General features: G+C 67.3%; 22 protein-coding genes, 1 pseudogene and 1 riboswitch. Of the genes and pseudogenes, 12 read left to right on the plus strand and 11 right to left on the minus strand.

The window, feature by feature from the left end:
- Nucleotides 1-135: 135 nt before the first annotated feature.
- On the minus strand, nucleotides 136-1410 hold the full coding sequence (locus tag NY1_RS10405) for a phthiocerol/phthiodiolone dimycocerosyl transferase family protein (RefSeq protein WP_067710678.1): 1275 nt from the start codon (nucleotides 1408-1410) through the stop codon (nucleotides 136-138).
- Complete coding sequence (locus NY1_RS10410) at nucleotides 1407-1892, minus strand: acyl-CoA thioesterase (protein WP_157762139.1); 486 nt, start codon at nucleotides 1890-1892, stop codon at nucleotides 1407-1409. The genes NY1_RS10405 and NY1_RS10410 overlap by 4 nt, the downstream gene beginning before the upstream one ends.
- A 142-nt stretch (nucleotides 1893-2034) precedes the next feature.
- On the opposite strand from NY1_RS10410, the gene NY1_RS10415 reads away from it, so the two are divergent.
- Entirely contained in the window at nucleotides 2035-2949 is a 915-nt protein-coding gene (locus NY1_RS10415) for a helix-turn-helix transcriptional regulator (RefSeq protein WP_218028342.1), read from the plus strand.
- Nucleotides 2950-2991: 42 nt separating this feature from the next.
- Here the strand turns inward: NY1_RS10415 and NY1_RS42750 are convergent, their stop codons facing one another.
- Nucleotides 2992-3129 (minus strand): hypothetical protein, encoded by a 138-nt coding sequence (locus tag NY1_RS42750; protein ID WP_157762140.1) that lies wholly within the window; start codon nucleotides 3127-3129, stop codon nucleotides 2992-2994.
- 306 nt (nucleotides 3130-3435) lie between these two features.
- Here NY1_RS42750 and NY1_RS10425 point away from each other — a divergent pair, with 306 nt between their 5' ends.
- Nucleotides 3436-5550: a thioredoxin domain-containing protein gene (locus tag NY1_RS10425; protein WP_067710681.1), complete on the plus strand. Its 2115-nt coding sequence runs from the start codon at nucleotides 3436-3438 to the stop codon at nucleotides 5548-5550.
- Nucleotides 5551-5608: 58 nt separating this feature from the next.
- Here the strand turns inward: NY1_RS10425 and NY1_RS10430 are convergent, their stop codons facing one another.
- From NY1_RS10430 to trhA, 3 genes are all read right to left on the minus strand, one after another.
- Complete coding sequence (locus NY1_RS10430) at nucleotides 5609-6088, minus strand: hypothetical protein (protein ID WP_067710682.1); 480 nt, start codon at nucleotides 6086-6088, stop codon at nucleotides 5609-5611.
- Nucleotides 6089-6308: 220 nt separating this feature from the next.
- Nucleotides 6309-7880, minus strand: a complete 1572-nt coding sequence (locus NY1_RS10435) for an adenylate/guanylate cyclase domain-containing protein (protein ID WP_233033342.1) — start codon at nucleotides 7878-7880, stop codon at nucleotides 6309-6311.
- A gap of 127 nt (nucleotides 7881-8007) precedes the next feature.
- Nucleotides 8008-8673 (minus strand): PAQR family membrane homeostasis protein TrhA, encoded by a 666-nt coding sequence (trhA, locus tag NY1_RS10440; RefSeq protein WP_369690431.1) that lies wholly within the window; start codon nucleotides 8671-8673, stop codon nucleotides 8008-8010.
- A gap of 245 nt (nucleotides 8674-8918) precedes the next feature.
- Here trhA and NY1_RS10445 point away from each other — a divergent pair, with 245 nt between their 5' ends.
- Both NY1_RS10445 and NY1_RS10450 read left to right on the plus strand, forming a co-directional pair.
- On the plus strand, nucleotides 8919-9698 hold the full coding sequence (locus NY1_RS10445; protein ID WP_067710683.1) for an isoprenyl transferase: 780 nt from the start codon (nucleotides 8919-8921) through the stop codon (nucleotides 9696-9698).
- Nucleotides 9699-9774: 76 nt separating this feature from the next.
- Nucleotides 9775-10350 carry a hypothetical protein gene (locus NY1_RS10450; RefSeq protein ID WP_067710684.1) on the plus strand — a complete coding sequence of 192 codons (576 nt, stop codon included), beginning with the start codon at nucleotides 9775-9777 and terminating at the stop codon, nucleotides 10348-10350.
- 4 nt (nucleotides 10351-10354) lie between these two features.
- Here NY1_RS10450 and coaA read toward each other — a convergent pair whose 3' ends face one another.
- Nucleotides 10355-11287 (minus strand): type I pantothenate kinase, encoded by a 933-nt coding sequence (gene coaA / locus NY1_RS10455; protein ID WP_067710685.1) that lies wholly within the window; start codon nucleotides 11285-11287, stop codon nucleotides 10355-10357.
- Nucleotides 11288-11628: 341 nt separating this feature from the next.
- On the opposite strand from coaA, the gene NY1_RS10460 reads away from it, so the two are divergent.
- Together NY1_RS10460 and glyA are read left to right on the plus strand one after the other, a co-directional pair.
- Nucleotides 11629-12825: a DUF885 domain-containing protein gene (locus NY1_RS10460; protein ID WP_067710686.1), complete on the plus strand. Its 1197-nt coding sequence runs from the start codon at nucleotides 11629-11631 to the stop codon at nucleotides 12823-12825.
- 22 nt (nucleotides 12826-12847) lie between these two features.
- A riboswitch (ZMP/ZTP riboswitch) is annotated at nucleotides 12848-12932 on the plus strand.
- 101 nt (nucleotides 12933-13033) lie between these two features.
- Nucleotides 13034-14326: a serine hydroxymethyltransferase gene (glyA, locus tag NY1_RS10465; protein ID WP_267888404.1), complete on the plus strand. Its 1293-nt coding sequence runs from the start codon at nucleotides 13034-13036 to the stop codon at nucleotides 14324-14326.
- 99 nt (nucleotides 14327-14425) lie between these two features.
- Here the strand turns inward: glyA and NY1_RS10470 are convergent, their stop codons facing one another.
- Nucleotides 14426-15298, minus strand: a complete 873-nt coding sequence (locus NY1_RS10470; RefSeq protein ID WP_067710687.1) for a pirin family protein — start codon at nucleotides 15296-15298, stop codon at nucleotides 14426-14428.
- A gap of 144 nt (nucleotides 15299-15442) precedes the next feature.
- Here NY1_RS10470 and NY1_RS10475 point away from each other — a divergent pair, with 144 nt between their 5' ends.
- Entirely contained in the window at nucleotides 15443-15754 is a 312-nt protein-coding gene (locus NY1_RS10475; protein WP_157762142.1) for a hypothetical protein, read from the plus strand.
- A gap of 2 nt (nucleotides 15755-15756) precedes the next feature.
- Here the strand turns inward: NY1_RS10475 and NY1_RS10480 are convergent, their stop codons facing one another.
- On the minus strand, nucleotides 15757-16029 hold the full coding sequence (locus NY1_RS10480; protein WP_067710689.1) for a hypothetical protein: 273 nt from the start codon (nucleotides 16027-16029) through the stop codon (nucleotides 15757-15759).
- 50 nt (nucleotides 16030-16079) lie between these two features.
- On the opposite strand from NY1_RS10480, the pseudogene NY1_RS45375 reads away from it, so the two are divergent.
- The 4 genes and pseudogenes from NY1_RS45375 to NY1_RS10495 all read left to right on the plus strand — a co-directional run.
- Nucleotides 16080-16358, plus strand: a pseudogene (locus tag NY1_RS45375) (DUF488 domain-containing protein); the annotation flags it as partial.
- A 228-nt stretch (nucleotides 16359-16586) separates the two neighbouring features.
- Nucleotides 16587-17987, plus strand: coding sequence for an RNA 5'-3' helicase PhoH2 (gene phoH2 / locus NY1_RS10485; protein ID WP_084534843.1), 1401 nt, complete (start codon nucleotides 16587-16589; stop codon nucleotides 17985-17987).
- Nucleotides 17988-18171: 184 nt separating this feature from the next.
- A complete protein-coding gene (locus tag NY1_RS10490) occupies nucleotides 18172-18711 on the plus strand; it encodes an LGFP repeat-containing protein (protein ID WP_067710760.1) in 540 nt (179 codons plus the stop codon).
- A 116-nt stretch (nucleotides 18712-18827) separates the two neighbouring features.
- On the plus strand, nucleotides 18828-19685 hold the full coding sequence (locus NY1_RS10495; protein WP_067710761.1) for an acyl-ACP desaturase: 858 nt from the start codon (nucleotides 18828-18830) through the stop codon (nucleotides 19683-19685).
- A 181-nt stretch (nucleotides 19686-19866) separates the two neighbouring features.
- Here the strand turns inward: NY1_RS10495 and NY1_RS10500 are convergent, their stop codons facing one another.
- Both NY1_RS10500 and NY1_RS10505 read right to left on the minus strand, forming a co-directional pair.
- Complete coding sequence (locus NY1_RS10500) at nucleotides 19867-20289, minus strand: limonene-1,2-epoxide hydrolase family protein (RefSeq protein ID WP_067710691.1); 423 nt, start codon at nucleotides 20287-20289, stop codon at nucleotides 19867-19869.
- 34 nt (nucleotides 20290-20323) lie between these two features.
- Nucleotides 20324-21061, minus strand: coding sequence for a TetR/AcrR family transcriptional regulator (locus NY1_RS10505; protein ID WP_067710762.1), 738 nt, complete (start codon nucleotides 21059-21061; stop codon nucleotides 20324-20326).
- Nucleotides 21062-21166: 105 nt separating this feature from the next.
- Between NY1_RS10505 and NY1_RS10510 the strand changes: the two genes are divergently transcribed.
- Nucleotides 21167-22351, plus strand: coding sequence for an FAD-dependent monooxygenase (locus NY1_RS10510; RefSeq protein WP_067710692.1), 1185 nt, complete (start codon nucleotides 21167-21169; stop codon nucleotides 22349-22351).
- Nucleotides 22352-22353: the final 2 nt, after the last annotated feature.

Genomic DNA, 22353 nt, shown 5'->3' on the forward strand with positions numbered 1-22353 from the left:
GTGCCGCCCCGCTCTGATGCGGGAGAACCACCGACTTTCGTTACAGTGAGTGACTGTAACGTAACTCGAGATGTTTGCCAAACTATGGATCTGCGGCCCGCGCCGTTCGACGTCTGCGAGGACGCCCGGGCGCCCCTACCGGGACCGGGCGCGGATGCTCAGTTGGGCGAGGTTGGCGCAGATCAGCGCGCGCAGTGCGGCGATCTGCGCGGGGGAATGGAACCGCGGCGAGAACGCGAGCTCGAGGCTGGCGCGCCCGGCGAACGTGGACACGAAGTAGCCGACCCAGGACACCGGTTCGGAGGTCGCGAAGCCATGGAAGTCGACGATCTCGACCCCGGCCGGGACGGCGAGCTCGGGCATCTCGCCCCAGTTGGTGAGAAAGTTCCCGACACCCTTGCGCGGCCCGCCGTGTGCGGCGACCGCCGCCGCGGCCCGCATCACCGCCAGTGCTGCGCCGGTCTCGATTCCGGCGACGATCTGCGTCTTCGCCTGGGCCGCGAGGACTTCCAGGACGGTGCCAGGCTCGCAGGCGGTGACCGTCGGCGCGAACCCCAGCGCGTTGGTGACCTCGTCGGCCCGCGCCGCGGGCCGCAGGTAGGCGCGCAGGTCCACCAGATGGAACATGATCATCGGCAGATCGGTGGCATCGCCGAACTCGGTGAGTATCGCGCGTTCGGCCCGCACGATCGCCGCGGTCAGCAGGGCGTGCAGCGTCGTGCCCGCCGCCCGCGCGTGCGCACGCAGCGCGGCAGTGTCGGCCCGCGACAAGGTGATCCGTCCTCCCGGTGAGGGCGCGAACCCCGCTCCCTCGCCGCGTTCGGCGGCCGGGATGCTGTGCACCGCGCCCGCCGCAGGGAGATCGGGTTCGGGCAGGGCCATGCTCCGCGCACGGTAGGCGTGCTCGAGGCTGTGCGGGTGGACCGGAGTGGTGTCGGGCAACGCGGCGGTCCCGGCAAGGGTGGCGGCGACGCGCCAGAAATACGCAAGCAGCTCCAAGCCGAGGGTGGCGTCGTTGATCGCATGGCTGATCTGCAGCGCGACCGCAGTCCGGTCCTCGTCGCTGACGATGGTGAGTTTCGCCAGGCTGTGTGCGGGATCGAGCGGGCTCAGCGCCGCACCGGCGAGCCAGTCGGAGATCGGGCCCGCCACGGTCTCGGTGGTGGCCGCGCTGGTGCCGTCGCCGGGAATCTGTAGCCAGCACTGCCTGCCGGTGATCTCGATCGTACCGGTCAGCATCGGATACTTGCGGCACAGCAACCCGAAGGCGTTGTGCAGCAGCGTGATATCGATGTTCCCGGTGCAGATCGCGGTGTAGGTGACGGTCAGCTTGCGCGGCACGAAACCGTGATCGATCAGTCCCAGCCGATATCGCGTGGCGTTGTCCGCTCCGGCTGCGGCACGGCTCACGCCAGCCCCAGCAGTGCCGGGTCGGTGGCGCGCGACCGCAGTTCCTGGGCCGGGTCGGCGACCATGCGCCGGGTCCGCATATCCAGCAGGCCGCTGACACTGTGCACTTCGGCGACCAGGGTGCCGTCGGGTTTGGTCAGGGTGTGTTCGACGCGGTGGGTTTTGCCCGGCCCCCACACGAACACGCACGTCACATCGACGGTGTCGTCGGCGCGCAGTTCGGCGTGGTGGCGCACGGTGGTTTCGAGGTTGATCGGCCCGAACCCGTCGGCGAGCAGCCGCTGCGGAGACAGCCCGGCTGCTTGCCCGCACGCGAAGCGGGTGTGCTCGGCGTACTGCAGATACACCGTGGAGGCCAGGTGATGGTTGGTGTCGAGCTCGTAGCTGCGCACCGCGAACCGCAACGTGAACGGCGCGGTGCCGGTCGCGTCCGAGGACCTCTGCTGCGGGGACGCTGTTGCGGGCGTGGCTGTTTCGGTCATGACCGATGGACTCCTCGTCGGGGAATGTCGAATGGTGGCCGATCGCAGCTTGCTGGGGTCGCGGCACCGGTACCAAGACACTGGTGACACTGGTGTCGCCAGCACCCGGCAACCATCTGGCATCCCCTGCGGGGTGTGGCCGATGATGGACGCCGTGACCGCCCCCGCCTCGTCTCGCCGTACTGAACTGGCCGCGTTCCTGCGCAGCCGCCGCGACCGCCTCACCCCCGCCCAGGTCGGGCTGGCACCCGGATTGCGGCGCAAGACACCAGGATTGCGCCGCGAGGAGGTCGCCGGACTGGCCGGGGTGTCGGTCACCTGGTACACCTGGCTCGAACAGGGCCGCCGGATCAACGTCGGCGCGCAGGTCCTCGACGCCATCGCCGCCGCCCTGCGCCTGGACGGCGCCGAACGCGCTCACCTCTACCGCCTGGCCGAGGTCCCGATCCCCGCTACCGCGGGCCGCGCCGAAGCGCTCACCCTCACCGTGCAATCGATCCTCGACGCCATCACCGGATATCCGGCCGCGGCCATCAATACCCGCTGGGATCTGTTGGGCCACAACACCGCGGCCGCCTTGCTGTGGCCACGGCTGACCGCCCCCGGCAGCTCACGCAACGTGCTGTGGGAGCTGTTCACCACCCCCGCCCAGGACCGCTGCTTCGTCAACCGCGACGCCGGCCTGCCGCACATGGTGGCCTCCTTCCGCGCCGACTTCGCCCATCACCTACACGACCCCGCCTGGACCGACCTCATCCGCGGACTCGCCACCGCCAGCCCCGAATTCACCCGACTGTGGGCCACCCGTGACGTCGCCGCCCCACCTACCCAAACCATGATCTACCGCCACCCCAGCGCCGGGGAGCTGGCGCTGACGCTGACCCGCATGGAACTGCCCGCCACCCCCGACACCATCCTCACTGTGTGGACCCCCATCGACGACGACAACCGCGGGCGCCTCGAAGCGCTGCTGGCTCACCCCAACATCCCCGCACCCACACCCCTGCACCGACCGCACCGCGGTCGATCGCACGACGCCGAAAGATCGTGTGGCTGAGAGCTTCGGGTGCGTGGGAAATCGATGGCGCTGCAGTGGAATTCAGTCGGAGGGGGAGTCCGGATCGCGCAGTGGCCGGTGACCGCCGCGCAGGTCGGGCAGATGGAAGGCGCCATGCCCGTCCAGCCCGATGCGCTCATGCACGAACGGTGAAAGCCGCGCGGTGTCCTCCGCTGGCACCGGGTCGTTCTGGGCGCGCAACTCGTCCAGGCACGGTCGAGGCAGGCGACCTTCCGCCCGAGCATGACAGGCGAACAACCCGTCGGCAGTACAACAACCTTGTATTGCCGCGTCGAGTGCTTTTCGAAGCGGCCATCGCCCAAGCTGTCTGAGATGATGGCGCACTACTCTTCATGTGATGGCGCACGAGCCTGGGGCGCGATACTGGGACGGTTGTGCCAATCCGGCCGATTTCACAGCGGAGGCATGGAGTATGGGTTGGGTGGAGTGGGTTGTGCGTCGGCTCGAAATGGGAGGTTGGTGGGCATGAACCAATTAGCTAGTGCCACATCGCTTTACCTGCGCCAGCATGCTGACAATCCGGTGGATTGGCGGCAATGGGGTGCCGAAGCTTTGGCTGAAGCGGCGGCGCGGGATGTGCCGATTCTGCTGTCGGTGGGATATTCGTCTTGCCACTGGTGTCATGTGATGGCGCACGAGTCGTTCGAGGACGAGGCGACGGCGGCGTTGATGAATGCGAACTTTGTTTGCGTCAAGGTGGATCGGGAGGAGCGGCCCGATCTGGATGCGGTGTATATGAGTGCGACCGTGGCCATGACGGGGCAGGGTGGGTGGCCGATGACTTGTTTTCTGACGCCGGCGGGGGAGCCGTTCTATTGCGGGACGTATTACCCGAAGACGCCTCGGCACGGGATGCCTTCGTTCACGCAGTTGCTGACCGCGGTGGGGGAGACGTGGCGGAATCGGCGGGACGAGGTGGACCAGGCGGCGGGGCAGGTGGGGGAGGCGTTGCGGCAGCAGACGGCGGGGTTGCCGGAGCATGAGATCGGGCTCGGGAGTGAGCTGCTGGATCATGCGGTGGCGGCGGTGCTGCAGGATGTGGACAAGGAGAACGGGGGATTCGGTGGGGCGCCGAAGTTTCCGCCGTCCGCCCTGCTGGAGGGGTTGTTGCGGAGTTACGAGCGGACGGGGAGCGAGGCGGTGCTGAGCGCGGTCGCCGAGACCGCGGATGCCATGGCGCGGGGTGGGATCTACGACCAGTTGCGTGGCGGGTTCGCGCGGTATTCGGTGGATGCGGCGTGGGTGGTGCCGCATTTCGAGAAGATGCTGTACGACAATGCGTTGCTGCTGCGGGGATACGCGCATTTGGGTCGGCGGCTGGGCAGCGATGCCGGGAGTCGTTCGGGGGCAATGGGTTCCGTACTCGGAGCGCTGGAGTACACGGCGGTGCGGGTGACCCGGGAGACGGTGGGATTCCTCGTCGATGATCTCGGCACCGAGCAGGGGGCGTTCGCATCGGCGCTGGATGCCGATACGCACGTGGAGCCGGGTAGCCCGGGAGTCGAAGGCGCCACCTATGTCTGGACCCCGGCGGAACTCAACGGACTGCTGGGCGCCATCGACGGAGCTTGGGCCGCAGAGTTTTTCGGCGTCACCACGGCCGGGACGTTCGAGCACGGGACCTCGGTGCTCACCCGGTATTCCGAGCCCGGCGCGCACGATGCCCCGGCGCGCGAAGCGGAAGCCGAACGGCTGGAACGGATTCGCGGACTGATGCGGGAGGCGCGGGATCGCCGACCGCAGCCCGAGCGCGACGACAAGGTGGTCACGGCCTGGAACGGGATGGCCGTCACCGCGCTCGCCGAAGCGGGCATGGGCCTCGGGCAACCGGAATGGATCGCCGCCGCCGAACGCTGCGCCCGATTCCTGCTCGACGTGCACGTCACCGGCGACCGCGTCATTCGCGCCTCGCTCGGCGGGACCCCCGGTTCCGCGCCGGGCGTGCTCGAGGACTATGCCTGGCTCACAACGGGTTTCCTCGCCCTCTACCAGGCCACCGGCGACGGTGAGTGGCTCGGCCACGCCCACCGCATCCTCGATGCCGCACTCACGCATTTCGCCGATCCGGCCGCCCCCGGCAGCTGGTTCGACACCGCCGACGACGCCGAAACCCTGCTCACCCGCCCCCGCGATCCCATGGACGGCGCGACCCCGGCGGGCGCTTCCGCCCTGGCCGAAGCCCTGCTCACGGCCTCCGCCCTGAGCGATGCAGACCGCGCCATCCGCTACCGCGAACTCGCCGACCAGACCCTCGGCCGCGCCGCGGTACTGCTGGCCCGCGCACCCCGCTCCGCCGGCCAATGGCTGGCGGTGGCCGAGGCCGCCCTCCGCGGACCCATCCAGGTCGCGATCGCCATCGACACCGAGCCGGACACCGACCTGAGGACCACCGCCCACGCGGCCGCCCCCGGCGGTTCGGTGGTGGTCTCCGGCACGGTCGATTCCGGCCCGCTGCTGCTCGACCGCCCGCCGGTGCACGGCGATCCCGCCGCTTATGTCTGCCGAGGCTCGGTCTGCGATCTCCCGGTCACCACCGTCGAGGAACTGAAAAGCGCACTGCTGCCGCCGATTCCGGCATAACCGGTCCGATGGCCGAGCTCGCGGGAACCGGCGCGCCGGAACCCGCTGTGCCGCAACGTCAATGCGTGGATCGTTCGCGGCCGGACCATCCCGCGCGCAGCATGGCCGGGACGGCTACCAGCACCGCGGCGATATGCGTGATGCGGCACAGCGCGATGAGCCAGGACTCCACCGTCCAGCCCGAGACCAGGTCACCGAGACCGTCGGCATCCAAGGCAGCGGTGATCGGTTCGACGATCAATGACGCCAGGCCCACGATGCCCAGCCCGGCGACCAGGGTGTTCCGGGCCCATCGCGACCCGTCCGCCATGCGATAGGCCACCGCCAGTACGGCCAGATAGACGGTGGCCCGCACCATGAGCCCCGGCAGCAGATCCCCGATCTCCGCGGCCGGGCGGTCGAGATAGCGGGCGGCTTGGATGACGGCTTCGCTCGCACCCGCCGCGAGCGCGATGACGATCGCGCGGAAGGCCAGCGAAAGCAGCGAGGCGGCCGGGGTTTTCGGATCGGAGGCGGTTCGGCTGACAGGAACGCTCACACCTCGAATGTGCACCCCCGCCGCCCCGGCCCGAATCGGCCGCAAGTAGCACCCGATCCCGCTCACCCACTACCCCGGAGCTAGCGGCCGAGCGGCCGCGATATTTCGTTGCCGCCGGATTCAGCCGGTTCTACAGTCCCGGGGTGGTGTCTACCTTGATTTTGTCGCCCATGTTTACGCGGATGCCCGGTGGGCGGCGCGAACGGTGCGGGTGGAATGACTAGCGGTCGGCGGTCTGGTCGGCGACGGGGGCCGGGGTTGCGGCCGGCGGAGTCTCGGCCTGCGGGGCGGTGCCGTTGCGGTGGGCTTTCGGCGCGGACGGTGTGTCGGTCCAGCCCGGAGTGGGTTGTTTGCGACCGCGGAGGTGCAGGATGTCGTGCAGCTGCCACCTATCGCGCTCGGCTTCGGAAGCGGCATCGATGACCGATTGCGAGGCCAGGATGCGGCGGGGGACCTGTTTGGCCTCGGTGGTCAGGCGGGCGGCTTCGTTGACGGCGTCGCCGATCACGGTGAATTCCAGGCGGGTGTCGGCGCCGACGTCACCGGCGAAGACCAGGCCGCGCGCCAGGCCGATGCCGACGTCGAGTTCGCCCAGCGCTGCTACTTCGTCGCGGATGCGACGGGCGGCGCGCAGGGCGGGGGTGGCATTGTTCTCCAATTCGACGGGGGCGCCGAAAATGCAGAGGGCCGCATCGCCTTCGAACTTGTTGACCAGGCCGTGATTGTCCTCGGTGGCCGCCACGACGATGGCGAGCAGGCGATTGAGCTTGGCCACGAAATCGCGCGGAGCCAGTTCGGTGGACAGCGCCACCGAACCGGTGACGTCGACGAACAGCGCCGTGACGACCAGCAGATCACCGGTCAGATCGGGCGTGCCGGCCAGGGCCCGCGCCGCTACTTCGGTGCCGACGTGCCGGTCGAAAACCGAGCGCATGCGTTCGCGCTCACGCAGATTCGTGGCCAGTTCGTTGACCGAATGCTCCAGCCGGCCGATCTCGCTGGTGCTGCCGATCGGAATGTTCACGTCCAGATCACCGCGCGCGATGCGGTCCAGCGCATCGCGCAGGGTGTGCATGGGCGAGGCCACCGCGCGGGACAGCGCGGCGGTGGCGACCGCGCCCGCGGACAGGCCGACTAGCGCCAGATAGATGCCGGTGCGAATGCGCTCGTTGGGCGCCGACGACGGATCGGCGAGCACCGTGATCAGCATGAACAGCGGGACCGCGCCCGCCACCGCGAAAGTGACCAGCACCCGCACCAGCACGGTGGAACTCCAGTGCGCGGTGCCGTCGGTGACCTCCGCGACCACCGGAATGGTCGGGCGGATCAGGCGATCCACGATGAGATAGGTGAGCGCCGCCGACTCCAGGCCGCCGAGCGTGAACATCGACAGCACCACCGCGAAATCGTTCTGCGGGGTGGCGTGCGCGAAGATGGCCGCCGCGATGATCACGCCCGGCAGCCAGATCGCCAAGGCGCGCAAGGTGATATCCATGGGCAGCTTCAGCAGCCGCCGCGCCTCGGATTCGGCGGGCGGGCGATGCTGATCCAGCCAGCCGAAATAGTGGGTGCGATCGCGCACCGCCAGCACGATCCCGATGCTCGCGCCCAGCGTCGGATAGATCGCCACCAGAATGAACGTGGTCACCCACTGATCGCCGAGCCGGGTGAAGAAGCCGCTGAGCCACAGTTCGGTGGTGATCACCGCGAGGCCACTGAGATTGCAGGCCATGACGACCGCCGACAGGCCCCACCGCGCGCGCAGCGCCCAATAGATGAGCTTGCTGATCACGTCGGCCGGGTCGTGAGTGTGGGGTCGGTCATAGCGTCGTTCGTGCCTCGGTGTCGTCCGTCTCTTTGCAGCCGACTTTAGAGTTCTTCAGGGTCCGAGCGCACGTTTGCGGAGAAATGCAGTCGATCTAGGTGAGCAGTACCAGCCACACCGCGATGTAGTGGCAGAGCGCGGCCACGACCGTTGCGGCATGGAAGAACTCGTGATGGCCGAACACTTCCGGCCACGGATCGGGCCAGCGGGAGGCGTAGAGAATGCCGCCGACGCTGTAAGCAATCCCACCCGCGAGCAGCAGTAGCACCGGCGTCCAGCCGACATTGCCGATGAGGGTGCCGGCGACCGGAACGATGGCCCAGCCCAGCAGCAGATACAGCGGGACGCCGACCCAGCGAGGTGCGGTGGGCCACAGCATCTTCAGCGTGACGCCGGCGATCGCACCCGCCCAGACCGCCGCGAGCAGCACGGTTCCGGCGGTGCCGCGCACCCCGAGCAGCGCGAACGGGGTGTAGCTGCCCGCGATGAAAAGGAAGATCATCGAGTGGTCGGCGCGCTTCATCCACATGCGCGCGCGATCGGTCTTCCAATTCACCCGGTGATAGGTGGCGCTGACGCCGAACACCCCGCACACGGTCAGTCCGTAGACGAGTGTCGCCCAGGTCGCGGTGGCCGAGATGGTGCTCGCGACGGCGACCAGTGCGATCACGCCGATGGCCGCCACACCCACGGCCCAGGCGTGGATGATCCCGCGCATGCGTGGCTTGAGCAGCGCGAGCTCTTCCTTGACGGTTGCCAGCTCTTCGCGAACGGTATCGAGGGCGTCCGCCACCGGGGCGGAGGGCTGCACAGTGTCGGACACGACTTACCTCCTGAGTAACCTACGGTACCGTAGGTTGGCGACTGATTTCGTGAGAGGTGGGTAACTCGTCGGGGACCCCAGAATCGGTTTCGCACCCGTCCGCCGGTCCGGTCCAGGACGTTCGACGGCACTTCCGACCGGCAAGAGTCGCGAAGAGGTGGGGGAGCGTAGGGTTGCGGCTTGTGAAGCTTGCGGTTCAGCTGCGGGGACTCCCTTATCGCATCTACGAGGCTCGGCTGTCCAAGCAGCTGGCCGGTCGACAGCACCCTCGCCATGTGGCTGTGATGTGTGACGGGAATCGCCGCTGGGCCAAGGAGAACGGGTTCGCCGATCTCAGTCACGGGCATCGGGTGGGTGCGCTCAAGATCGCCGAACTGGTGGGCTGGTGCGGTGAGGCCGGGATCGAGATGGTCACGCTCTACCTGCTCTCCACCGAGAACCTGAATCGCGACTCCGATGAGCTCGAGACGTTGTTCGAGGTCATCACGGATGTGGTCGACGAACTGTCCGCGCCGGAACAGGATTGGAGCGTCCGCATCGTCGGCGCGCTCGATCAACTGCCCGACGACATGGCCAGACGTTTGAGAGAAGCGGCCAAGCGCACCGAAGGCCGCAGTGGTGTGCACGTGAACGTGGCCATCGGCTACGGCGGCCGCCAGGAGATCACCGACGCGGTGCGGTCGCTGGTCCGCCAGGAGATGGAGGCGGGTGAGACGGGCGAGGATCTGGTCCAGGCGATTACCGTCGATGCCATCGGCCAGCATCTCTACACCTCCGGGCAGCCTGATCCGGACCTCGTGATCCGTACTTCCGGCGAACAGCGTCTCTCCGGATTCCTGCTGTGGCAGAGCGCCTATTCCGAGATCTGGTTCACCGAGGCCTACTGGCCCGAGTTCCGCCGTGTCGATTTCCTCCGGGCACTGCGCGATTACGCCGCCCGGCACCGCCGCTTCGGGGTGTAACCCCGGCAACACGGTTCCATTGCAGTGCAACGGCTTCCGTGTTCGCGGGAACGTCGCTCCCGTACCGTCGGATTGCATGAGTGAGCTGCGGGCAGTCGATGGCGACTACATCACCTACGAAGAGTTCGGTCGCAGATTCCTCGAATACGCGGCGTCCACCGAACGCATACTCGGGGCGTTCGAGAAACTCACGGGGGAAGCCTTCGATTTCGGTCCGATAGGGGTCGGGCCGGGGCGGATCGCGAAACTCTCCGCCACCGTGCGACTAGGTCAGCCGCGGTTGAATCGTGAAGTCGAGCAGCATATTTCGTTCGATCTGGTGATTCCGCTCGATGTGGATCTGCTCATCGATCTGTCCGTCGACCGGTACCCCTTCCATGTGGACGGGACCATCCATCTGCATCTGACCGTGCGGACAGCAGAACCGCTGCGGGTCATCATCGAAATCGACGAACCGCAACCCAGCAATGTGCGCATCAATGTGGCGAGCGCGTCCCGGCGCGGTGAACTGCTGCGCATCCTGGCCAGCGTCGATACCGAGATCCGGCGGTTCGTCTCGAAATACATCGCCGCCGAGATCTGTAAGCCGAATATCCAAGCCGCCACCGATATCGATGTGGCGGGACGGCTGGATGCCGCGTGGAAGCTGTGAGCCGCTAGAGCTTGCGCAACCGCAGCCGGTTGATGGTGTGGTCGGAATCCTTGCGCAGCACCAGCGTCGCGCGCGGGCGGGTCGGCAGGATGTTCTCCACCAGGTTCGGCCGGTTGGTGTTGTTCCAGATCTCCTTGGCCGCGCTGGTCGCCTCGGAATCGTTGAACTTCGCGTAGTGATGGAAATGCGAATTCGGATCGGCGAAGGCGGTTTTGCGCAGCGCCAGGAAGCGCTGCACGTACCAGTTCTCGATGTCCTCGATGCGGGCGTCGACATAGATGGAGAAGTCGAACAGGTCGCTGACCATGAGCCGGGGACCGGTCTGCAGGACGTTCAGGCCCTCCACGATCAGGATGTCGGGCTGGCGCACGCAGTGGAACTGGCCGGGCACGATGTCGTAGGCGATGTGCGAGTACACCGGCGCGCACACCTCGGTCGCGCCCGATTTCACCTCGGTGACGAAACGCAGCAGCTTGCGGCGGTCGTAGGACTCGGGGAAGCCCTTGCGATGCATGATGCCGCGCCGGGTGAGTTCGGCTGTCGGGTAGAGGAATCCGTCCGTGGTGATCAGGTCCACCCGCGGATGATGGTCCCAGCGCGCCAGCAGCGCCTGCAGCACGCGCGCGGTGGTCGACTTGCCGACCGCCACCGAGCCCGCCACGCCGATGACGAACGGCACCTGGCGATCCGGATGGGTCTCCCCGAGGAAGGTCGCGGTGGCGGCGAACAGGCGCTGCCGGGCAGCCACCTGCAAATGGATGAGCCGCGCCAGCGGCAGGTAGACCTCGGCGACCTCTTCCAGGTCGATCTGCTCACCCAAACCGCGCAGACCGGTGAGTTCCTCTTCGGTCAGCACCAGCGGTGTCGACTTGCGCAGCGTCCGCCACTGCTTGCGATCGAACTCGACATACGGACTGGGTTCACTCATCCGTGCCACTTACCCACGTCCTCGGGTCGGCGAACAACAGCCACGCATGACCGAATTGTGCTCGCGGGCAACGAGGGCATGAACACCAGGTATGCCTACTGGCGAGTAACACGCGTGAGATAGGCCACGTACAACTCTCGAAAACTCTCAGGGGCTTCGCCCCCGAACCCCCTCGGGTGGGGAGAAGGGACAACTCTCGTAGCTCTCAGGGGCTTCGCCCCCGAACCCCCGAGGCGGGGTGAGGCTCTTCGCGGCTCGACTTTGGGAGGAGGGCTGACGCCGCCCGCTACCGGGCGGCGTCGCCCCAGCATCGGGCACATCGATCGACGCAATCCAATAGGGTCGGGGGTATGGGAGCGCATCCACTCGTCACCGAATATCTGCGGCTCGGACTCGCCTTCGATCGGCTGGAGGAAGGGTTCGTCGATGCCTATACCGGTGATCCCGCGCTACGGCGGGAAGTGGAGAACGCGCCTGCGCCGGAACCTCGGGAGCTCGCGAACACGGCTGCGGCGCTGCGTAAGGAACTGCCGGACGCCGGGTTGAGTGCGGAGCGGGTGGAATTCCTGGAGGCGCATCTGCGGGCGCTGGAATGCTCGGGGCGCAAGTTCGCGGGGGACGACATCAATTTCATCGACGAGGTGAAGGCGTACTTCGATGTCGATATCGCGCCCGGCAGTGAAGAGGAGTACCGGGAGGCGCATCGGCAGTTGGATGAGGTGCTGCCGGGGGAGGGTGCGCTGCTGGATCGGGTGACGGCGCATCGGCGCAATGACGAACTGCCGGCTGAGCGATTGCGGGAATGCGTGGACGCGTTCTCCAGCGCGCTGCGGGATCTGGTGCGGCAGCGGTATCCGCTGCCCGATACCGAGACCGTGGAATACGAAGTGGTGGGCGACAAGCCGTGGTCGGGGTTCAACTACTACCTGGGTGATTTCAAATCCAAGGTGGCCATCAACTCCGATCTCAAACAGCACATGGCGCATCTGCCCGCGCTGATCGCCCACGAGGCGTACCCGGGGCATCACACCGAGCACTGCCGGAAAGAAGCCGGACTGGTCGCGGCGGGGCAGGACGAGCAGACCCTGTTCGTGGTCAACACCCCGCAGTGCCTGATGGCGGAGGGCCTGGCCGACCTGGCGCTCAAGTCGATCGTCGGCCCGGGCTGGGGCAAATGGGCGCAGGAGATCTACGCCGACCTGGGCCTGCGCTTCGACGGCGAACGCGCCGAACGCATTTCGACCGCATCGGCGAACCTGCTGAGCGTGCGCCAGGACGCCGCCCTGCTGCTGCACGACAAACGCAAGGACGAGAACGAGGTGTCGGCGTTCCTGGAACGCTGGAGCCTGGTCACCCCCGAACGCGCCCGGCAGTCGCTGCGCTTCCTGTCCTCGCCGCTGTGGCGCGCCTACATCTCCACCTACGTCGAGGGCTACCGGCTGCTCGGCGGCTGGCTGGACCGGGCCGCCGACGCGGACGAGCGTTCGGACCGCTTCCGCCGCCTGCTGGACGAGCCGCTCACCCCGGGTGCGATCCGCCGTATGTGATCGCGAGCAGGCCCGATAGGATGGGCGGCATCGCGACTGGCGCACTCGAGGTGGAAGCAACCACCGGGAAGCACCGATGTCCCGCACCGCGCGCCTGGGTACTGGACAACCAGCCCTGGGGCATACCCGGATGACGGAGGTTGCGATGCAAGACGACACGATGAACCCTCTGGCCGACACTCCGGCGACGGACAATAGACTCGGCCGCGTGACGCCGACGAACTCTGTGAATTCCCAGTCCCTCAACGAGCTCGATCCCGAGGTCGCTGCCGCGATGGGCGGGGAGCTCGCTCGCCAGCGCGACACCCTCGAGATGATCGCCTCGGAGAACTTCGTGCCGCGCGCGGTACTCCAGGCGCAGGGCAGCGTGCTCACCAACAAGTACGCCGAGGGCTACCCGGGCCGCCGCTACTACGGCGGCTGCGAGAACGTCGACATCGTCGAGGATCTCGCCCGCGCCCGCGTGACCGAGCTGTTCGGCGCGGAGTACGCCAATGTGCAGCCGCATTCGGGTGCGCAGGCCAACGCGGCCGTGCTGCACGCGCTCATGACCCCCGGCGAGAAGCTGCTCGGCCTGGACCTCGCGCACGGCGGCCACCTCACCCACGGCATGCGCCTGAACTTCTCGGGCAAGCTGTACGAGGTGCACGCCTACGGCGTGTCCAAGGAAGACCATCGCGTCGATATGGACGAGGTGCGCAAGCTCGCCAAGGAGACCCGCCCGAAGGTGATCGTGGCCGGCTGGTCCGCCTACCCGCGGCACCTGGATTTCGCGGCCTTCCGCGAGATCGCCGACGAGGTCGGCGCGTACCTGTGGGTCGATATGGCGCACTTCGCCGGTCTGGTCGCCGCCGGGCTGCACCCGTCGCCGGTGCCGCACGCCCACGTGGTGTCCTCCACCGTGCACAAGACCCTCGGCGGTCCGCGCTCCGGTCTGATCCTGGCCAAGGAGGAGTTCGCCAAGAAGCTGAACTCGGCCGTGTTCCCGGGTCAGCAGGGCGGTCCGCTCATGCACGCCATCGCCGCCAAGGCCGTGTCGTTCAAGATCGCCGGTTCGGCCGAGTTCAAGGAGCGCCAGGAGCGCACCCTGTCCGGCGCCAAGATCATCGCCGAGCGCCTGACCGCCGCCGACGCCAAGGACAAGGGCATCACCGTCCTCACCGGCGGCACCGATGTGCACCTGGTGCTGGTCGACCTGCGCAACTCGCAGCTCGATGGCCAGCAGGGCGAGGATCTGCTGCACGAGATCGGAATCACCGTGAACCGCAACGCGGTTCCGTTCGACCCGCGTCCGCCGATGGTCACCTCGGGTCTGCGCATCGGCACCCCGGCGCTGGCCACCCGCGGCTTCGGCGACACCGAGTTCACCGAGGTCGCCGAGATCATCGCGGCCGCGCTGACCGGTTCCGCCGATCTGGATTCGCTGCGGCAGCGGGTTTCCAAGCTCGCGCAGTCGTTCCCGTTGTACGAGGGCCTGGAGGACTGGCGTCTGCTCGGCTGAGCGCCGAGAGTCCTTGGATAGCAATGGAGCCCGCCGCGATCGGTGATCGCGGCGGGCTCGCTGCTGTGGACAGGGTAACGCGGCCTTTCGCCCGAGCGGTTACAGTCGCGCGAGGCGGGGGATGGGACCGAACTTGCCGCGCCGGAAATCGACGTAGGCCTGTTCGACCTCGGCCCGGGTGCTCATCACGAACGGTCCGCCGAACACGATCGATTCGCGAATCGGCTTGCCGGAGAACACCATTACCGTCGTGCGCTGCTCCGGGTCCGCGCCGGTCAGCTCCAGGCTGGTGGGTTCGGTGACGTTCATCGGATCCGACCACGCCACCTGACCGGCCGCCACCGGCTGCCCGGCGATGGTGGCCTTGCCCTCGATGACATAGGCGAAGGCGCGATCCTCCGGTGCCAGGACCGGCGCATACGTGCTGCCGGGCTCCAGCGTCACCATGAGACCCGTGATGGGCCAATGGTTCTCGGCCGGCCCGGAGACCTCCCCGGCGGCGCCGGACACGACGCGCACCAGCACACCCGGCGCTTCGATCTTCGCCTGATTCTCCTGCCGCACATCCTGATACCGCGTCTGCACCATCCGCTTGTCGGTCGGCAGGTTCAGCCACAGCTGCAAGGTGTGCGCGTGCTCGTTCCGGAAAGCCAGTTCGCGGTGGATGATCCCGCTGCCGGCCGTCATCCACTGAATGTCCCCGGGTTCCAGCGCTCCCGCGTGCCCGAGACTGTCCCCGTGTTCCAGGACCCCGTCCAGCACCACGGTCACGGTCTCGATCCCGCGATGCGGATGCCATTCGAAGCCGGGTTCGGAGAACCAGTCCTCCGCCATCAACAGGAAGGGATCGGTCTTGCGGACGTCGTCGGGCGCGATGATCAGCGCGTTCTTGTCGACCTGCTCGGTCGGCCCGCCCATGGCCTTGGTCCGGACGCGATCGACATGCCGCGCCACCGTGACGGGTGTGGTCATACCTGCTCCTCTCGCCCGGCCCGGATGGCCCGGAAATTTAGATGACAAGTCAACCAACAAGCGGCCCGGCCGTGGTATTCCGCATCGCTACGACCGGCCCGAACGGGCTGGAACGCCTATGCTGCAAGGGGATCGGAGGTGGCCATGTCGACGAATGTGCTGCTGCTCGGCCGGACGGCGATCGTGGTGGATGACGCCCACGCTCAGCTGGAGTTGCCGGAAGTCGAGATCTACTCGGGGACGAGTCTCGAGGATCTGCGGAAGGTGTTCGCGCAGACGCGAATCGATCACGTCATCATGGGGGCGGGGCTGGATCTCGAGCTACGTCTCAGCATCGTGCGCGAGGTGTTCGAGTCCAGCGACTCCACCACGGTGCATATGAAGGATTTCGGGTCGGGACCGCAGGGGTTCCTGCCCTTCGTGCGGGCCGTGCTGATCGGCCTGCGCGAGCTCTGAGCTCAGGCGTGTTTGGCCAGGTAGTCCACGTACATGGGCCGCAGGACCTCGCCGATCTCACCTTCGCCGGCGTGCGCGTAATCGTCCAACATGGGCAGTACGTACTTGATGTCGGCTTCGCTCTCGCCGATGTCACCGGCGGCGGCCTCGGCGGCGGGAATGGACTTCAGCAGCTCCCACAGGAATTTGACGTCACCCCGGCGAACCGCCAGCTTCACGGCCCGGTCGTGCAATTCCTTGGTGGACAGCGTCTCGAGATCCTGAGTTTCGGCCATGCCATCGACTGTAATGGAGGGCATGACCCAGCGGCTGCGCGGTCAGCAAAGAAACGGCACATATCGATGAATGGGCCAAGGCGGTAACGCCTTCCGGCGAGCTGCGGAAGTGGTACCACGCCGATCCGCAGACACGCCGAGCCGAGTTCGAACGGAAGTATCGATCCGAACTCGCCGCCGACGACGCCCGGGAGGGCCTGGCCCGCCTGCGCGAACAGGCCGCCGCGGGACCGTTGACCCTGATCACGGCAACCAAGGACCCCGAGCACAGCCATGTTCCGGTACTCCTCGCCGAATTGGGCGAAACACCCACAGCGGACGCGCGTTAACGGGATCTTCACCAACACGCCTGAAAACCGGCGGGCCGGAAATGCGAAACGGCGGTAGCGTCGGTGGTGCGAGCCGCGTAGGTGTGGCTCGTACGGGAGGTCCTGATCGTGTCTGAGCAACTCAGTGCGAGAGGGCCGGCACCTGGCCCTCGGGTCGTACGACCCCAGAGCTGACCGGCCCAGCGAGAACGCTCGCGCGGTGTCGCGCGAGTGGCAAAGGAGCCCACCGTGACTGATGCACGCTCCGCTAACGCTCCCACCAGCGTTGCCGCCGCCGATCGAGGCGCCGGCACCAAAGGGCAGGGAGATCGCGCCTCGCAGTCGTCCGATTCCGGACAGAAAACCTTCGTCGTGGATACGTCGGTGTTGCTGTCTGATCCTTGGGCATTGACCCGCTTCGGCGAGCACCACGTGGTGCTGCCGCTGGTGGTGATCAGTGAACTCGAGGCCAAACGCCACCACCACGAACTGGGCTGGTTCGCCCGGGAGGCGCTGCGCATGCTGGACGATCTTCGTCTGGCGCACGGTCGGCTCGATCAGCAGGTGCCGGTCGGCACCGCCGGTGGCACGCTCCAGGTGGAGCTGAACCACACGGATCCGAATGTGCTGCCCGTCGGATTCCGCACCGACACAAACGATTCCCGCATTCTCGCCTGCGCGCTCAACTTCGCGGCCGAGGGCAAGCGGGTGGTGCTGGTATCCAAGGACATTCCGCTGCGAGTGAAAGCGAGTGCGGTCGGCCTGCAAGCCGACGAGTATCACGCCCAGGATGTCGTCACCTCCGGGTGGACCGGCATGGTGGAGCTCGAAGTGGGCTCCGAACTGGTGGACAAGCTCTACGCCGAGTCCGTCATCGATCTCGACGAAGCGCGAGAACTGCCCTGCCACACCGGGGTTCGGCTGCTCAGCGCGCGCGGCAGCGCGCTGGCCCGGGTCAGCCCGGACAAGCGGCTGCAGCTGGTGCGCGGCGATCGGGAGGCGTTCGGGCTGCACGGCCGGTCCGCCGAACAGCGCATCGCACTGGATCTGCTGCTCGACGAGAGCGTGGGCATCGTGTCGCTGGGCGGGCGCGCCGGTACCGGCAAATCCGCGCTGGCCTTGACCGCCGGCCTGGAAGCCGTGCTGGAGCGCCGGACCCATCGCAAGGTGGTGGTGTTCCGTCCGCTGTACGCGGTCGGCGGCCAGGAGCTGGGCTACCTGCCCGGCAGCGAGGCCGACAAGATGGGGCCGTGGGCGCAGGCCGTCTTCGACACCCTGGAAGGGCTGGCCAGCCCGGAGGTGATGGAGGAGGTCCAGGCGCGCGGCATGCTGGAAGTGCTGCCGCTCACCCATATTCGCGGTCGTTCGCTGCACGATTCCTTCGTGATCGTGGACGAGGCGCAGTCGCTGGAACGCAATGTGCTGCTCACCGTGCTCTCGCGGCTGGGCAGCGGTTCCCGGGTGGTGCTCACCCACGATGTGGCCCAGCGCGACAATCTGCGCGTCGGGCGGCACGACGGTGTGGCCGCGGTGATCGAGAAGCTCAAGGGGCATCCGCTGTTCGCGCATGTCACCCTGACCCGTAGTGAGCGGTCGCCGATCGCGGCGCTGGTCACCGAGATGCTGGAGGAGTACGGGCCCAACGCGTAAGCGTTGAGGCGATCCCGATCGGGCGGCACGCGCCGCCCGATCGGGCAACCTTCGGGAATACGTTTCACCTCCCGAGATGCCGGGTATATTCCGCGAAATACCTGCTCGTCGATCTTTTCGATAGTCCATGTCTGGATTGCTTGAAGATTGCCGAGCGTCGGCCTGAAATCTCGAGAGGATGGAAATGCACCACTTCGCTCGACGCACGGCTGGCATTGTCGCGGCGCTCGCGGTCGTCACCGCATTCGCCGCGGGGTGCGACAAGGACGACAAGAAGGACACGAGCTCCGGCTCGACCACCACCGCCACCACCACCACCACCACCACGGCCGCCGAACACGGTGAGCACAGCGGCGCCACCGAAACCAAGATCGCCACCCGCAACGGCGGCGAAATCGCGGTCAGCGGAGACGTTCTCGCCAAGTACACCGCGGCCGGCGGCGCCACCGGACCGCTCGGCGAGCCGACCGGGGCGCAGCAGGAAGCCGCGGGCGGCGGCGTGCTGCAGGAATTCACCGGCGGCGCGATCTATGTGGCCCCGGGCGGACCGGCCCATGTGGTGTGGGGCGAGATCCGCAAGGCGTACGACGAAAACGGCGGCCCCGGCGGCAAACTCGGCTACCCGACCAGCGACGAGACCGATATCGCGGGCGGCAAGCAGAGCACCTTCACCGGCGGCACCATCACCTGGGTGGACAACCAGACCACCGTCACCACCAACTGAGCACCGGGTCGCGAAACGGCGGGATCGATCACGATCCCGCCGTTTCGCTGTTCATAGCCGTCACAAATACCCGGCGAAGATCCCCATGTTTGCCGCGGAGCCGCTAGGTTGTGCTGGTGCAGAACGTTTTGGCCGACCGTGAGCTGCTCGAGACGCTCGCGGCAGCGGTGGAATCCAACCTGACCCGGCATATCGAGGTGGCCGCCGAATGGCAGCCGCACGACTACGTGCCCTGGGCCGATGGCCGCAACTTCGCCTTCCTGGGCGGGACCGACTGGGACCCCGCGCAATCCGAGCTCGGCGACACCGCCAAGCTGGCGCTGACCGTGAGCGTGCTGATTGCCGACAATCTGCCGTCCTACCACCGCGAGATCGGCAAGTATCTGCGCACCGGGCCGTGGTGGCGCTGGGTCGGGCGCTGGACCGCCGAGGAGAACCGGCACGAGATCCTGATCCGCAACTACCTGATGGTGACCCGCGCGGTCGACCCCATCGAACTCGAGCGCATGCGCATGGCGCACATGACCGCCGGTTTCCGGCGGCCCGCGCTGCACCTGCTCGACGTGCTCGCGGCCGCGGCCTTCGAGGAAGCCGCGGCGGCGGTGCGGCATCGCAATACCGCGGCGCTGGGCGAAAACCCCATCGTCACCATGATTTCCGAGCGCATCGCGGTGGACGACGAACTGCAGGCCGAGTTCTTCGGCAACCTGATCGCGGCGGCGCTGGACCTGACCCCGGACCAGACCGTGCGCGCCATCGCGGATCAGGTGGCGGCCTTCCACGTCCCGGTGGTGCAGCTGGCGGACGGTCGCACCAGCGACGAGGTGCTGGCCGAGGCCGGCATCTACGACCGAGCACGCGAAGGCGAACTGGTCTTCGCCCCGCTACTCGAGCGCTGGAACATCTTCACCCGCACCGACTTCGGCGAGGAAGGCGAGAAGGCCCGCGCCGAACTCGCGCACCTGCGCCGCTGACGCGCCCGGGGCTTCGGCGTGCGGCGCGTTCTGTGCCGGCCGTTTCTTCTGAACCGCTGATGCGCTCGGGGGCTTCGGTGCGCGGCCCTGTTCCGCGCCCGAGCGCCCCTTGCACATAGGGGGTTTGGGGGCATGCCCCCAAACCCCCACTCTCTTCACGCCCGAAGGGCGTGCTGTTCGCTCACCGCGGGCGAATCGCCCGGAACACGCCGAGCACGCTGCCCCGCAGGAAGTTCTCCCACGAAAAGTGGTCGTGCCAGAGCACGATTCGGCCGTCTTTCAGCTCGAACGTCCCGCACACCCAGAAGGCGATCTCGACCGGGCCGAAGCGCAGGTAGTCGGTTCGTTCGGTGAGTACGACGTTTTCGCCGTCGGCCGCGATGTGATGGATATCGACCCGGAAACCGAAGCGCGGGTTCTGTAGTTGCTTCAGAACCCAGCGCACCCGGTCCAGGCCGCGCACATCCGGCAGTGAGGTGTTCTTCCAGACCAGGCCCGGGTCGGCCAGGTCCAGGGCTTCGTCGATGATCTTCATCTCCAGGGCGGCGAAGAACTCGCGGACCGTAGTGACGGCGTCCTGCTGCAACTCCGGTATGTCGGACATGAGCCGAGCGTAGGCCGATTCCGCGCCGCCCGGCCTACTTTCGCGCCGCCATGAGCACGCCGAGACCGTCCAGAATCCGGTCGATGCCGAAGCGCAGCGCGTCGTCGCGCCCGTTCTCGGCGGGCGGCTGCGCGGCCTGTTCGGCCATGATCGCGGTCAGGTGCGGATAGCGGTCGCCGTGCACCGCGAGCACGCCCGCGATCTCCTTGGCGAGCAGCTCCTCCACGCCCTCGGTCGTGTCCGTGGGTACGGCGACCTGCTGCACCAGGCTGCGGGCGTGACCGAGCAGCAGCACCACGGCGTCCAATTGCTCCGAGGCGGTCAGCCCCTTGTCCTTCAGCACGGTGAGAGCCGTTTCCGGCCAGCTCAATTCATTGGGGCCGGACGGGCGCACCCCGGTCGCGACCTCGAGCCCCCACGGGTGGGCGTAATAGCGCCGGAAGACGGTTTCGGTCCATTCACGCAGGTAATCGCGCCAGCCGTCCGGGGTGTCCGCCCAGCCGGCCGGGACCTCGGGCGCGGGCCCGAGCGCGACTTCGGCCATCAGCGCGAGGAGTTCGGTGCGGCCCGGGACATACCGGTACAGCGCCATCTTCGCGCAGCCCAGCCGCTCGGCCAGCCGTGCCATGGAGAGATTGGCCAATCCTTCGGAGTCCGCCAGCGCGATCGCCTCGGCGACGATTCGAGCCAGGGTCAGCGAGGGTTTCGGCCCGCGCTTGGGGCGATCTTCCCGAAGGCCCCAGAGCAATTCGAGGGTGGTGGGTCCGGCCATGAACGTCATCCTTCCGCATGCACCGCTTGACGGCTAACTGCGTCCATCGTACGCTAATCAACAACAGCGTCCGACGGACACAGTTTCTCGAACAGGGAGCACGACATGCGCAACACCACCGTTCTCATCTCCGGCGCCAGCGTCGCCGGCCCCGCCCTCGCCTACTGGCTGCACCGGTACGGCTTCGACGTCACCGTCGTGGAGAAGGCCCCCGCGCTGCGGGAAGGCGGCCAGGCCATCGACTTCAAGGGGCAGACGCATATGACGGTCATCGAGCGCATGGGCATCGTGCGGGACCTGCTGGACCGGCAGACCGGCAAGACCGACATGGTGCTGGTCGACGAGGCGGGCCGGGAAAAGGCGGTCATCTCCGGCGACTTCACCGGCGGCGATATCGAGATCCTGCGCGGCGACCTGGCCGAGGTCATGTACAAGCGCACCGCCGAAGCCTGCGAATACCTCTTCGGCGACACCGTCACCGCGCTCACCGAGACCGCCGACGGCGTGCACGTGGAATTCGAGCACGCGCCCGCCCGCACCTTCGACCTGGTCTTCGGCTGCGACGGGATCCACTCGCGGGTCCGCAAGCTGGCCTTCGGACCCGAAGCGGACTTCGTCGCCCACGAGGGCTACTACTACTGCATTGCCGGGCAATCGCATTGGCTGAACGACGCCACGGGAGAGCGGGAGCGCGCCCGGTCCCTGGCCTGGCACGCGCCGGGGCGGCTGGCGGTGGACGGCGGGTCCAAGGCGGCGCAACTGTACATGTTCGCCTCGAAGGAACTCGATTACTCCCGGGACGATGTCGACGAGCAGCGCGGGATCGTGGCGCGGGTGTTCGACGGCATGGGCGGGCGGGTGCCCGAGATGCTGGCCGCGCTGCCGCAGCTCGGCGGCTTCTACCTCGACTCGATCAGCAAGGTCAGCATGAAGACCTTCGTCAAGGGACGCGTTGCGCTGGTGGGGGATTCGGCCTACGGGCACACCCTCGCCGGTTTCGGCACCGGGCTGGCGGTGGTCGGCGCGTATGTGCTGGCCGGTGAATTGGCCTTGGCCGCAGGGGATCACACCGTGGCGTTCGAACGCTACGAAGAGATCATGAAGCGCTACACGAAGAAGGCGAAGGGGGCGCAGCCCGGCCCGTTCCTCGCGCCGAAGACGGCCCTGGGGGTTCGGTTCCGCAATTGGTTCCTGGGTTCACGGGCATTCGGTCTCATGTTGAAGTACGGAGACGATGCTGCGAACGATATCGACCTGAAGAACTATCCCGAGCTTTTCGGTGCACGCTGACG

The organism is Nocardia yamanashiensis NBRC 100130, assembly GCF_001613325.1.
GTDB lineage: Bacteria > Actinomycetota > Actinomycetes > Mycobacteriales > Mycobacteriaceae > Nocardia > Nocardia yamanashiensis.